This is a genomic window from Shewanella sp. NKUCC06_TVS (genome assembly GCF_019345515.1).
GTDB lineage: Bacteria > Pseudomonadota > Gammaproteobacteria > Enterobacterales > Shewanellaceae > Shewanella > Shewanella oncorhynchi.
Window position 1 is genome coordinate 177,132 of sequence record NZ_JAHKQX010000001.1, and the last position, 14,038, is coordinate 191,169.

The 14,038-nt window shown below is 45.8% G+C and carries 10 protein-coding genes; 4 read left to right on the plus strand and 6 right to left on the minus strand.

Annotated elements, in window-relative coordinates:
- Positions 1-78: 78 nt before the first annotated feature.
- Entirely contained in the window at positions 79-1,620 is a 1,542-nt protein-coding gene (locus tag KO531_RS00730; RefSeq protein WP_219250128.1) for an MFS transporter, read from the minus strand.
- A 401-nt stretch (positions 1,621-2,021) separates the two neighbouring features.
- On the opposite strand from KO531_RS00730, the gene KO531_RS00735 reads away from it, so the two are divergent.
- From KO531_RS00735 to KO531_RS00750, 4 genes are all read left to right on the plus strand, one after another.
- Positions 2,022-3,377, plus strand: coding sequence for an MATE family efflux transporter (locus KO531_RS00735; RefSeq protein ID WP_028760699.1), 1,356 nt, complete (start codon positions 2,022-2,024; stop codon positions 3,375-3,377).
- A gap of 388 nt (positions 3,378-3,765) precedes the next feature.
- A complete protein-coding gene (locus KO531_RS00740; RefSeq protein ID WP_113941018.1) occupies positions 3,766-5,277 on the plus strand; it encodes a hypothetical protein in 1,512 nt (503 codons plus the stop codon).
- Positions 5,278-5,398: 121 nt separating this feature from the next.
- On the plus strand, positions 5,399-5,866 hold the full coding sequence (locus KO531_RS00745; protein ID WP_251068797.1) for a DUF6386 family protein: 468 nt from the start codon (positions 5,399-5,401) through the stop codon (positions 5,864-5,866).
- 109 nt (positions 5,867-5,975) lie between these two features.
- A complete protein-coding gene (locus KO531_RS00750; RefSeq protein ID WP_242068336.1) occupies positions 5,976-6,329 on the plus strand; it encodes a hypothetical protein in 354 nt (117 codons plus the stop codon).
- Positions 6,330-6,340: 11 nt separating this feature from the next.
- Here the strand turns inward: KO531_RS00750 and KO531_RS00755 are convergent, their stop codons facing one another.
- From KO531_RS00755 to KO531_RS00775, 5 genes are all read right to left on the minus strand, one after another.
- Positions 6,341-7,519, minus strand: coding sequence for an AAA family ATPase (locus KO531_RS00755; protein WP_219250130.1), 1,179 nt, complete (start codon positions 7,517-7,519; stop codon positions 6,341-6,343).
- 633 nt (positions 7,520-8,152) lie between these two features.
- Positions 8,153-8,722, minus strand: coding sequence for an LUD domain-containing protein (locus tag KO531_RS00760; RefSeq protein WP_028760696.1), 570 nt, complete (start codon positions 8,720-8,722; stop codon positions 8,153-8,155).
- A 1-nt stretch (position 8,723) separates the two neighbouring features.
- The gene (locus KO531_RS00765) at positions 8,724-10,118 is read right to left on the minus strand and encodes a lactate utilization protein B (RefSeq protein ID WP_168823309.1); all 1,395 of its coding nucleotides are present in this window, start codon (positions 10,116-10,118) and stop codon (positions 8,724-8,726) included.
- A gap of 10 nt (positions 10,119-10,128) precedes the next feature.
- On the minus strand, positions 10,129-10,872 hold the full coding sequence (locus KO531_RS00770) for a (Fe-S)-binding protein (RefSeq protein WP_113941022.1): 744 nt from the start codon (positions 10,870-10,872) through the stop codon (positions 10,129-10,131).
- A gap of 311 nt (positions 10,873-11,183) precedes the next feature.
- The gene (locus KO531_RS00775) at positions 11,184-13,988 is read right to left on the minus strand and encodes an FAD-binding and (Fe-S)-binding domain-containing protein (protein ID WP_219250131.1); all 2,805 of its coding nucleotides are present in this window, start codon (positions 13,986-13,988) and stop codon (positions 11,184-11,186) included.
- Positions 13,989-14,038: the final 50 nt, after the last annotated feature.

Genomic DNA, 14,038 nt, shown 5'->3' on the forward strand with positions numbered 1-14,038 from the left:
TCGCTCCTCACCTTGCCATCATCTAGCCCTTATCTTGTCTTTGTCGTCCTTGCCCAGAATGAGGTCAGCGAGTTTCACTTAGGCGGCTTGCTGGGCTCTTTGTAGTGTGAGTAACCACTTACCATAGATGTAAATCCCTACCGCTGAGATAGTCCCTATGGCGGCTATGATGTACCACGCCATGCCAATGTTATGGCTGTGGTACAGCAATTGGGTGAGATCGTGTGCGTTTTCACCTGTGTAACTCACCAAAGTAGTAAAGGCTTCACCTTGGGGAATGGCGCTGATCTCAGTGCTGTTCATGCCGCGCTCTAGCAATAAATCCCGCGAAAACAATTCTTTTGATGCATAAATCTCGTAGAGTTTAGGGCCAAAGTAGCCTTCTAATCCCCAGCCGATCCCTTGGGGCAACATCACAAATCCCAAGTACATGGCTTTTTTGCCTTCGGGAGCAATATTACCCATAAACTCGTTTTTCTTCGGGCTAATCATCATTTCGCCAATGGAGAACATGGCAATCGCGAATACGATAAACCATGCCGCATGGAAAGCACCGATAAACACAAAAGCTAAAATACTCAGCAAACAACCAATAAACATAGCGGTAGTAATACGGTATTTAGCCGTCAGCGCCGCGACGATAAAACAGCAGGTCATAATCAGGCCCGCATTGAGGTTTAACATGCCTTCGGGCATCACCTTAGTGCCTTCGTTATTGAGGCCAAGCCAAAATTGCAGAATACCGTTACTGGTGCCTTCGCTGCCAAAGAGGGTGGTGACGATTACGCTGGTATCGACCCATTCGGAAATATGGATAGGCAGCACATCGAATAAGGCATTGAACAAGAACCAAAATCCTGAAAAAACGAGCATATAGTAGATTACAATCGGCTTTTTCAACTCGCGCCAAGCATCACGCCACAGGGATTCTTGTTCGACTTCACCCGATTTTATTTGCTTATTGCGTTCCAGTCGCTCGGCTTTACCTGGCTCGGTATAGGTGAGTAAGAATAAGAAGTTGAGTGAGATAATCGCGGCGCAGGCGAAAAATACATTGTCCCACGACAATTGGCGCATATGCACAGCAACTAAAGGCCCTAGGAAACCGCCAATGTTTACAACTTGGTAAAAAATGCCCCAAGCCATTGAAGTGTTGTTGCGATTAGTGGACAGCACTAAGGTGCCTTGAATGCCCGGTTTAAATATCCCTGTGCCTATGGCAAGGAGTAATGCACCGACAAGGAAGCCCCAAAAGCTGGGGAAGAATGCCATGACGAGATAGCCAAAGATTTTAATGATGGTGGAGCCGAAGATGGTTTCTTTGTAGCCCACTCGGTCAGACATGCCACCGGTGAACACGGGCACAAAGGTTTGCATGATCGCCCAGAGGGAAATAATAATGCCGTAGTCACTCAGGCTGATCCCAAGGCCGCCCGCAGACTCTGGCGCTTTAGCGTACAGTCCAGCACTGGCTTTAACACCGTAGTAGGCGATACGCTCGACTAACTCCATACCACCAACTAACCAAAACACATAACCTAAGCTAGTAATGGAGGCCCACATGCCGAGCTGTTTGACTTCTCGCAGATCGTTGCCTGCATTTGGACTATTCTGACTCATGTCCTTCCCTTATTATTGTTATTGAATTTATTTCTGTTTAACCCATTAATTATCAAAAGCTTAAATTTATAAAGTTAATGATTTCATCTTGCTTAAATACGTTAATGGGCTTGCTTGAACGGATACTTTACCTAATTCGGCCTTAAACACCAAAAAAGTAGCAGAAAATGATGAATTAACCCACATCTGTTATTGAACTGTACTGAGTTTGTCATTTGGCTGAAATTGGACTGTTTCTTCTTAAGTCATTGTGATGATTAATCTTTATTGTTAATTATTCACAATGAACATGCTTTGAGTTCTCGCTATTTTTAGGTACAATCCATTGTCGCATTTTTGTTCACCCGATCATTTTTCTAGATAGATACGACTCTAGCCCCCCCTTTTTGTGAGAAACGCTAATGACAGCAACAACATCTAATCATGCTCCTGCGGATATGAGCTTGCTCGAGGAGCCGATTGCGAAGCTTTTTTGGCGCTATACCATACCCACCATAGCCTCTATGTTGGTCACGGGCGTATATGTGACAATTGATGGCATCTTTGTTGGCCACTATTTAGGTGAAACAGGGCTGGCGGGGATGATGCTAGCTTACCCTGTAGGCGCGATTTTATACGCTATTGGCGCCATGATAGGTATGGGTAGCGCGGCATTAGTGTCAATCAATCTTGGCCAAGGTAATGTAGTCAAGGCCCGTAAACTACTGGGTAATGCCTTTACGTTATGTTTATTAACGGGATGCTTTTTTGCCCTTGTTGGTGGGATATTCTCGCGAGATATTTTGGTTGCCCTTGGGGCGCAAGGGGAGATGCTCGAAAATGCTAACGAATACTTATTCTGGTATTTTGCACTGTGTCATTTCCCCATAATTTCAATGACCTTCACCACACTGCTGCGTAATGATGGCAGGCCATCCATGGTGACTTGGGTGCTGATTTTGGGTGGTGTATTAAACACTTTCTTAGACTGGCTGTTTATTGTGGTTTTCCCCTTTGGTTTAGCAGGTGCAGCGATTGCGACTATGTTGTCGCAGGCGGTAACGGGGCTTTTGTGTTTACAGCATTTTTTCAGTCCGCGCACTCAGCTTAAAATCACTTTTGAGCAGATGAAGCTCAAGCTCGATAATTGCCTTAATATAGCCCGCGTTGGTTTCCCCAGCTTTTTGATGAATCTGTATTTGTCGATAGTGTTAACCCTGCATAATACGGCTTTTTTGTGGGTTGGCGGTCCATTACATGTGGCCGCCTATGGTGTGGTGAGTTACACAGAAGCATTTTTCTATCTGATTTTTGAGGGCATTGCGCTTGGAACTCAACCCATTTATAGCTTTAACGCAGGAGCAGGGCGCTTTGACAGGGTTAAACAAGCGCGCAATATTGCCTTTGGTATGACGTTACTTACCGCAGCCTTAGGTTTAGCGCTGATTTATTCTCGCCCTGAATGGTTAGTGTATTTGTTTGCCGGTGATAATCCGAATTTAACACCAGTGGCGATTGAAGGTATGCGCTGGTATTTTTGGGGCTTGCCTATGGAAGGCTTAATCTTAGTTGGTGCGAGTTTCTTCCAAGCGATTAACTGTTCGAAACAAGCTTCTATGCTGACGGGCGCTAAGCTTATTCTTATCGCTGCGATCATCTACTGCTTTGCATGGGCGTTCGGCGTGATTGGTGTGTGGGTGTCGCTCGCGACCTGTAGCACTATCTTGACGATATGGATGTTTTACGCCATGAAGCGAGTCGAGGCACGTCTGCATTAATCCTTGCTTTGGGTTGTATTGGTTTCGCCTGATATATTGACAAGACAAGGGGCGAGGCAAGTAACCTGTAGCTGTGGCATAAGTGTTTAGTTTTACGTAAATTTTACAATTGGGGCGATTAATGGCCCCGATTGTAATTGCCTGCATATCTTTCGTCGTTAAACATGACTTAGGGCTAGCGTGGGATGATGGCCTCTGGTACATTTCGCTGGTTTAATCTGCAATCAAAAATGACTTATCCAAGTGTGCTGTTGAGCCGAGGCTATAGCCCTCAATTAACAGACTGAGTTCGCTTAGGCTTTTGGGTCGATTGATTGTTGATATGACTGGGTATTGAGCCGAATGACTCGCTCGTTGATTTTAGTAATTTATGTTTTATGAGGCCCTTATGCGCACCACTGCAGTCATTTCTATGCTGTTGCTTGGCGTGTTAACGACAGTTAATGCCAGTGCCAAAGAGAATGAGTTAGTGTTTGCCAGCGACTTCGAAGGCAATCGTTTATCTCAACCTTGGTCGTGGATCATGGGTTGTCAATTTGAAGGCGCTGAACCTCACACAGGTGAAAGTGCGCTGCTTTGCGTCGAAGGCAATAGCAGTATCGTCAGTAAGTATCCTATTTCTGAAGCGGGTCTATTAGAGTTTTGGGTCAAAACCCAGAATACTCAAACCCAATATCGAATCAATGTATTGACCTCTCCGGTATTAAAGCTCGATGCCCAGTGGCAGCATGTTGCTTTAATCGATATCACCCCTGGGGCTAACGAATATTTAGCACACCGAGTGTCTATTGATGATCCGAGTCGCCAATATATCCGTCTTGATATTGAGGCTATTAATGGCCCTATCAGTTTGGACGATTTGAGCTTAGGTAAAATTCGCCTTGATATGGCCCTGCAAAAAAATGAGCAGAAAATTATCGGCGGGATTTTAGATAAGCTGAAAGCTGACAAGAATTACGAAGTGCAGTCTGAGTCATTTCGTACTTTAGGTAAAAATTATGCCGCCCAGCTCGAGAGCCAAAGACAATACCTCGAGTACTCGAATGCTATTTATTCAAGTATCACCTTTGTGTTGGCGACGTCTGAGCGCAATAAAATGTCTAACCCTATGGGATATAACACCTTTAGGTCGGTTTTAACTGACGCTAAACGTGTGGCATCGCCTCTCCAACAGGCGCGTTTAGGCTCTATGGTGAAACCCTTTGGTGACTTAGCTACTGCCACCTTAAACGTGGTCAGTGCCGGTGCGTATTCCGCCTTTGCCGAACCCTTTAAGTCATTCTTAGCGGCGACTTTTGATCGCTCTAATTATGACAACAGTGACTTAAGCCGTAGTGATAAAAAGTTTGCTGAAGAAAATGGCCTGAAAATTTATCAGCAGGCCGAACGGTTTATGTCTGAAATCGAAAAAGAACTGCAACAAGTCACTGCACTCGACAATGATTTAGTCAGTATGCAGAAGAACTTAGATAATTTCCGTAAGGATCTCGATAAGCATCTGCGCAGTTACTTACAGCATGCCAGTATTGCCCGCACACCTGAAAATTACAGCCGAGTGATGAGTAAAGACGAGCAGGCACGCGCGCTGGTGATTGCCGAGGCGAGTGCCAATATCAGTGCTAAAGCTGAGGCGCTATTGGCTTCGAACAGCAATGCAGAGTTAGTGCAGTACATGATTAAAACCACTGAGAAGATTGATGAATTTCAAGAGTTCAAGGAACGTTTTAATCAGATCACTTCGGCCATGCTGACCTTCTACGACAAATTTGAGCGCTCAATTGCCGCTGAGCAAAACCCCTTTACCGATCCTAGCGACCGTGCCGTGTGGGAGCAGCACGCCAAAAGCGCCCGTAACTATATTCGCCAGTCGAAGGAAGCGTTCACTAAAGCCTTTATGTAAAGGATTGTTGTAAGTAAGTGGTAGTAACGGCCTAAAATTATGGCGATTTTTCTATTTTAGGTTTGGAGTTATCAAGGATAAAACAGGTAGTCAGAATCATTTCTGTTAGTGGGCAAGGATGATGAGTAAACCCTATACAACAACTCGGTTTGACACAGATACCGCCACAATGGCGATATTTGATCCCGCGGCATTAACTCATCGCTGTGAAGATACGGCTGATTGGTGGTCTGTGCCGAGTGACGAAATTTTGGAAATCAATCAAGGTCATGTGCTATTCGTAGGACTTGGCGCCGATGGCTATTATGAGGTTGAAATTTTCCGTAAGCTAGGTGAGGCTGGGCTCAATTCGAATTATCTCTCTGCAAACTTAACAATATTGTCAGGGTGCCTGTATATTGGCGCCGCCGAGCAAGTTCCAGCAGGAGATCTTGGGCCTGAAACAACCTATGGCGGCGCTTTAATTTATGCTGTGCGAGGGAATATTGAGGTGAGGGTGTATCGGCTTACACCCCATAAACTGGTGGTTGAATATGAGTCAACCTCAGAAGATGTACTAAACGAGTTTACGTCTAGCCCATTACTTTAAGCGGCTTACTTTATTCGCTACCATTTTTAATCCCTATACGGGCTGTTAAACACCAAAGGTAACTTGTTAATCATCAGGGGTAAAAAAGCAATTTAACATTATGAGTTCTATGATGAATAATACTAAATGGCGCGAATGTATGACGCTGTTAGCTTCTCGTCCTGTGTATTTGCAACTACAGTTGGTCGGTGAAGAGGACTTTCCTCTCGATTATGAAGCCTCAAATCAAGTGTTATCCGAGATCATGGCTACTGATTGTCTTTTTGTGCAAAGGTGTATTCGCTATAAATCCATTAACGCGATTAGAATTGCGAAAACCGTTTTTCCCGCCGGTTTGGCGGATGACAATGTATTTCTGCTTGCTGAATTAAAAATCAGATTACAGCAACTCGGCCAGTTACCACTAATTGAAGACGATCAGTTTATTGTTATTCATGGCTATCATGACCTCATGGTTTGTTGAATCCAGAGCATCTACACTGGCTTACAACACACTCCATATCTTAAGTTCGCTCTGCGATGGAGTTCATAGACTTCACAACCTAACAATGGCTCAGTTCTATTAAGAACTGCGCCAAAACGCTCAAAGTAGTCTTCATTAACTTGTTTTGCACTGATAAGTGGTACTTCAATACTGACATCTACACGACCTTTACGTATCAACGCTGGGTCAAGATTATCAGGATGATTTGTGGTCATTATTACAAGGCAGTCATCAAGAGGAATGATTCCGTCTAACGCGTTTAGAACGCCACCTAAAGTGAGTGGTGGGTTATCTGCATTACTTTCAGCAGTACGTGATACCGTAGCCTTTACACAGTCACAGTCCTCTATTAACAACATAGCTCCGGGCGGTACCTTTCTAATAGCCTTATGAATAGTGGCATCATTTACAGTCGATAGATTCAATATGTATAGATCGCGATGATACTCAACAGCTAAGGCTCTCGCTATACCCGTCTTACCAGTACCCGTTTTTCCGTGTAAAAGTATGGTTAGCTTACTTACAACCGATTTCCCCCTACTTGCGAAGTTATCAACTTCTCCCATCAACTTCTGCTTAAACCCTTCATCTAGCACTAATTCACTAAAACCCGATGATTTCAATGTGCCATAGCGACACCATTCGGTTTCTTCGAAAATATTCACTTTTGGCTCTGTAGAGATGTCTCCACGAGTATCTTCTAAAAAACGATATAGTTTATCTTTTGCCCACCATGGTGCACTTACAGTAATAGTATCGTATGCCATCGTACTATCGACCTTAGAGCGGGTAGCCAACATGAAACAACCACCGTATTTAAACAGGTGCATACCGTAGCCGATAGACTTAACACTGACACGCCCGTCGTAACTCACACTATAGTCATAGTACACAGCCTCAGAGATAGAGCGTGAAAAAAACGGAATGGTAGTATTACTGATCAAAAAGGACAGTTTATTGAATACCTCTGTGCGCGCCTGATGGCTATCGTCTATAGTGAGCCGCACAAACAGCAGACTACTGAGCCAACTTAACAGCTTTGCGGGGACATCTTTTAGCATGTAGCCTACGAGTCCAATTAACGTAAATGTTAATACTCCAACAATGACAGCCGTCAACAAAGGATCACCATTGGTGAGCGCCTTTATTTGTAGTAATACCTCGTTCATTTACTCACCTTTACTATAAATGCCTCATGGACATAGTCGAGAATACTATCAACCGAGTCGAGGATACTACCAAGGTATCCTCAGTATGTGCGCTATCGCACGTGGTTAAAGCGACTTGATAAAGATCCCCTGCTTATCACTAACGATTGCCTTAGAATGTAGTAATATCACATTTTAAATCAATATCTTAATGTTGGGTTTATATTTAAACGTCACTAACGTACACAGATAAATATCAGAGATGGCGCCGTTCATCAAAGAGCAGGATGGAGCGGCCCTGCATCCACGGATTGACTTGAACAACATCCGTGTTTAACTGCCAGTTCGCCATCTGATAGGCAGGACGCCTGAATGTCGTGCAATGCAGGGATGCATGAGAACGACCATGGCTCTCGTTCATAAGCTTAAAACCCTAGGTTTCTATTCACAGAGTCGGCGAGTAAATGCCATGGCAAGCCTGTAAACTGTTAGTCAATAAACGTTAATTGGTAAGCTGTGTTAGTGGTTTATCAGCCTACAAATCAAATATTATTCAGCGAAGTCTCAATAAGAAAGCCGCTAATGAAGGCGGCTTTTGTGTTTCGATTATTCCATAACCTTTGAATTTTCTTGGTTACATTAAATCTCGAGGCATTAGAGCAAATACACGTTCAAGCTGCAGGCGCCGTGGGCGCCGACGACGAGGGCTTGTTCGATATCGGCGGTTTTTGATGGACCAGCGATAAACACCCCGAACTCACCTGAGGCTAACGTGATTTCTTTAGCTGCCTGATGTAGGGTCGGCACAATCTTATTCGTTGGCAGGGCTAAGATCAGGTTTTCACAGATAAAAGGTGTCACTCTGTGGCCTAGATTCTTATTGTTAACCCAAATGGCACCGTTTTCGGCAACGCCAATGTCACCTGGGATCACTGCATAATCTATGTTTTTGAGCTCGTGGGCTGTGGGTGGCATTTCACGGTTTGCCGTGACCCCCTCGACAAGGGAGATAACCTGTAACCCTTGGGCGATAAGTTCATCGACTTTGGCTTGCAGGGCTTTGATGCCACCTTCTTTATGCAGCGTACCCGCGACAGTATTGAGGTTGGTCTCGAACTGGCCGACGAGATTTTCGACTCTTGGCGTCACATCTATGCTTGGCATAGGATGATTTGTTAAGGCCGACAGTTTGAGCGCATTGAGAATTTCAAGTTTACTAGACATCTTATAGGCTCCTGTGTTTCTTAAACCAAGCTTCGAAGCTGGAGTTCGGGGCAACGGGCAGTTCACGGTATTTACCCCATGCACCGCTAAAGGGTTTTAACAGACTACCCGGTAGAATGCGCAGCGCAGTTCTCGCCACACTCATAGAGCAGTTAAGCATGGTTTCGCTTGCCATAAATTTACCCACTAATGGCATGTAACTGTTTTTGCCATAGGGGAGTTTTCCGGCTTCAGCCTTAAGGCGTCTGTGGTGGAAAATAATCTTATCGAGCGGCACTTTAGTCGGGCAGATATAGGTACAGCTGCCACACAAGGTACAGGCCCAGGCAATCGAGTTAGTGTCATCAATCTTAGCGCCCACTGCGATACCAATTGGGCCAGGGATAGTGTAGTTGTAGCTATAACCGCCGGAGCGACGATACACAGGACAGGTATTGAGGCAACCACCACAACGAATACACTTCAATGATTCTGCGAGGATTTTATCCTTGAGCATCTCAGTGCGGCCATTGTCGACGATAATAATGTGCATCTCACCTTCGGGCTGTGGGCCACGGTAAAAGGCGCTATAAGTCGTGACAGGTTGGCCCGTGGCGTTGCGTGCCAGTGTTCGCAGTAAAACGGCTGCGCTATCGATATCGGGCACCACTTTATCGATCCCCATTGAATGCAACTGTAACTTAGGCAGGTTAGCACCCATGTCGGCGTTGCCTTCGTTCGTGCAGACCACCACGGCGCCTTTATCGGCAATCGCCATGTTCACGCCTGTCATCGCGGCATCGGCGCTAAGGAACTGTTCACGCAGGTGGGCACGGGCGGCGCGGGTTAAATACAAGGGATCGGACCCCCCCGCTTTAGTGCCGAGTTTTTCATGGAAGAGTTCGCCGACTTCTTCCTTTTTCATATGGATAGCAGGCACGACTATGTGTGATGGTGGCATTTTGGCGAGCTGAATAATCCGCTCACCTAAGTCGGTGTCTATGACTTCAATGCCACGTTGTTCTAAGTACGGATTGAGGTGACATTCCTCGGTCAGCATAGACTTAGACTTCACCAACTTTTTGACTTTATGGCGGGATAAAATGTCATGCACGATACGATTGTGCTCTGCGCCATCTTTCGCCCAATGGACTTGTATGCCGTTGGCGATACAGTTTTGTTCAAAGGTTTCAAGATATTGAGCAAGATGGGTTAGCGTGTGGAGCTTAATTTCTGAGCCAAGCTGGCGCAGTTGTTCCCATTCTGGGATGCTACCCGCGGCGCGGTCGCGTTTTTCTCTGAGCATCCATAGTGCTTTTGAATGCCAGTCGACACGGGTTTCGTCGCGGCAAAAAATATCGGCTTTATGGGCATGGACTTGGGAGCCATTAGCTCCGTGATTATGATTGTAAGCCATGGTGAGTCTCCTAGAGCGCGGCGTTTAGCACTTGCGCTATGTGGCGAATTTCAATCGGCAATTGCTGTCTGCGGATCATGCCATCGAGGTGCAACAGGCATGAGGGATCAAAACCCACCACATATTCAGCACCCGTTGCAGCGTGGGCTTGGGCCTTGTCTTTCCCCATCTTAGCCGACACTGCGCCTTCATCGACGGCGAAGGTGCCACCAAAGCCGCAGCATTCGTCACGGCGGTCTGGATACACTATGTCTATGCCTGCAATATTGGCCAATACAGCTTCGACTTTGTTGAATCTTGGTCCCATTTGCTCACTTGGGGTGGCAAGGCTTAACATGCGAATGCCATGGCAACTCAGTTGCAGGCTAATTTTGTGCGCGAAGGGCTTGGTAAAGGCGGGGATCGGCGCGATATCGTGTAAAAACTCAGTCAGTTCATAGAGTTTGTTGATCACAGCTTGTGCTTCTGGGCTGCTATCAAACTCGTGGAAGTTTTCTTTGGCGGCCACTAAGCAAGAGGCGGCAGGGCAAACAATAGCGTCGCATTCCACTCCCTTAAAGGCGTTGAGCAATTTAAGGGTGGTGCTGCGCGCTGCATCGAAGCAACCCGAGTTTGTCATCGGCTGGCCACAGCATGTTTGACCCGCGGGTAGAATCACTTGGTGCCCGAGTTTCTCTAATAATTCCAAGGTGGCGATCGCGACCTCTGGCATCATTTGATTGACTAGACACGGGATGAAAAGGGCGATTTTCATTGTGTTTTCTCTTTCTTGTTAGTGAACGACATTGCCTTGCTGTGCGACCCCAAAGTCCACACAAATGCTAAGGTAGTTGATCAAATATAGGCCTATCTTAGCGGAATAAGTAGCCCTAATTTAGTAAATGAGCTTGTAGATTTTTTCAAAAATGAGAATATTTTAACTTGATGATTACATTGATTTTAAAATGTATTTATTCAGGTTTGAAATTCTCAAAAAATACTTAATGACAAATAAATGAGAATAGTTCGCTTATATAAACAAACGGGGCTAAAAATAGCCCCGTTGTTTACTACTGTCATACCAGATTAGCGGCTGCACTCTTCGAGCAGATAAGCTAAGTGGCGGTAGGAAATGCCGCTGTGTTGGGTCAAACCGACCTCGCACATACGGTTGGCGTAATAGCCTTCCTTAATCTCGACAGGAATGAGCTTTTTGATATTACGCAGTGCGCTGGCGTTGATTTCAGGCTTATACAAGCCTTTTTCACCCGCGTAACCGCAGCAGTCAATTCCCGCAGGTTTTAACACTTGCGCAGAGCAGGCATCAGCGATTGCTTGCATCTTAGGTTCAAGTTTCATCTTGCGTGCGCTACAACCTAAGTGCAGTGCCACATTGACTTTTTTGCTGATGTTGAGCTTAGTCAGTAGCTTGTCGTGCATAAACTCAACTAAGTCGATAATTTGTACTTTTGGATTACCTGACAAAGTGCGGTAGGTGCAAGACAAGGCATCGACGATCACTGGCAGCTTGCCACCATTAGTCATCTTGCTCACGGCATCGATAAGTTCTTGGCGTTTGGCATCGGCGTTTTTAAAGTCGCCCTTAGATTCCCACATCTGGCCGCAACATAAATCGCGGGTTTTTTCTGGCGTGATGACGTTATAGCCAGCACGTTCCAGCAGCGTGACAACCACCTCTGGCAAAGTGCGGTTATCGGGATCTTTTGGCGTCGGACCAAAGGTTCTGCCGCCACAGGCTGGGAAGTAAATCACTGTTTCTTGGCCAACTTTAGCGGGGGATGGTTTTGGCAATTTGCCGCCTTTCGGGAAATCTGGGTTCCAATAAGGCACTTCTTTTGAAATCAAACGGCCGGTTTTCATTAGGGCACTGGTAATGTTGTCGCCAGTGATCTTGTGGATCACGCCAAGCATGTCAAAACCTGAACTGATAACCTGGTTAACTGCGCCAAAGTGTTTGGCTTGGAAATCTAAGACTTTTTGTTCAGTAGTGCTGATGTACGGCGTGCGCAGTTTACGCACCAGTTGGCCCATGCTGTTATCCACTGGGCAAGCAATAGTACAAAGCTGGCAGGCGGCACAGGTATCAACTACATCGTATTTAGCGGCGGCGCGCATTTCTGCTGCGGCGGCTTTATCACCGGATTGTTCTAAACGTTCGATTTCACGCAGAGTCGCAATACGTTGACGAGGTGAGAAGTTGAGTGCCGATGTTGGGCAGGTTTTTTCACAGAAACCACATTCGATACATTTATCAACAAAATCATCGACCACAGGGCAGGGCTTGATGTTTTTAACGTGGACATTGCTATCGTCGTTAAGAATAACGCCTGGGTTTAGAATACCCTGTGGATCAAATACTTGTTTGATGCTCTTCATCAAAGTGTAAGCATCTTGTCCCCATTCTTTTTCGACGAACGGCGCGACAGCACGGCCAGTACCATGCTCGGCTTTCATTGAACCGTCGTACTTGTTAATCACCATGTCGGCAATATCATCCATAAAGGCATGGAAACGATCGATATCAGCTTGAGTCGAGAAGGTGGGGGTGATAATAAAGTGGAAGTTCCCCGCAAGAGCATGGCCATAAATACAGCCTTCAGGGTAACCATGTTTATGGAAAAGCTCAGTGATATCGTGCGCCGCAGCAGCAAGGTGCTCTAGTTCAAAGGCCACGTCTTCGATGATAACTGAGGTTCCCTTTGGACGCTCACCACCTACAATCGGGAACAAGCCTTTGCGCATTGCCCAGTATTTGTCATAAACCGCTGGATTAGTACTAAATTCCATTGGGCGGATAAAGTCAAAGCCGGCGAGTTTCGCGGTGACATCTTGAGTATAATTTTCTAAGGTTTTGTCGTCATCAGCACGGGATTCTATCAGTAGAATAGCGGATAGGGCCGGTAATTCTGATAACCAATCTGGCATGCCAGGCTTGCCCGTTACTGCTTTGATTGATGGCCAATCAAGGAGTTCAGCAGCAGAAACGCTTTCCCCGTTTATCAGTGGTATGGCTCGTGCGGCATCTTCCATATTATGGAATACGGCCATAGCTGAGGCTTTAAATTTAGCTTCATTCACTGTGTGATAAGTGACTTCATTAATAAAGGCTAAGGTGCCTTCCATCCCCACCATTAAGTGGTTGATGATGTCAAATGGGTCGGTAAAATCGAGTAACGAATTGATGCCGTAGCCGGTGGTATTTTTAATGGAATACTTTTTACGAATTCTGTCCGCTAACACTGTGTTATGGCGAGTCATGTGCGACAGTTCTGTCAGCGCATCCAGTATTTTTCCATGGGATTTAACAAAGGCAGCTTTTGATTTTTCACAGCCTGTATCGAGTTCAGTACCATCTGCAAAAAGAAGTTTCGCGGAAGCGATAGTTTGGTAACTGTTTTGCGCAGTACCACAGCACATTCCCGAAGCATTGTTTGCCACAATACCACCAATTTTGGCGGAGCCTATGGTGGCGGGATCGGGACCAATTTTGCGGTTAAGCGGCGCGAGTACGGCGTTAGCGTCGGAACCAATGACAGCAGCACCTAAGGTGATCTGTTTGGCATCGCTACTGACTTCAATCTTTCTAAAACCATCATGGCCAAGGATCAACAAAATACCTTCACCGATAGCTTGGCCAGATAAACTGGTTCCAGCGGCCCTAAACGTGACGGGTGCATCATGCTTACGGGCAACGGCTAATGTGAGCTTTACCTGTTCTAGGGTTTCTGCATGGACAACCACTTCTGGGACTATCCTGAAGTAGCTTGCATCGGTGGACCAGGCAAAACGGCGAACGGGATCATCCGTCACGGGATGATCACCTAATTGCGTTCTTAGATCATCGATGACCAGTTTATAGTTAATCGACATAGCATCACTCTCTTTATTAATAGATTAAAGCCGAAGTCACTGGGAGTGAC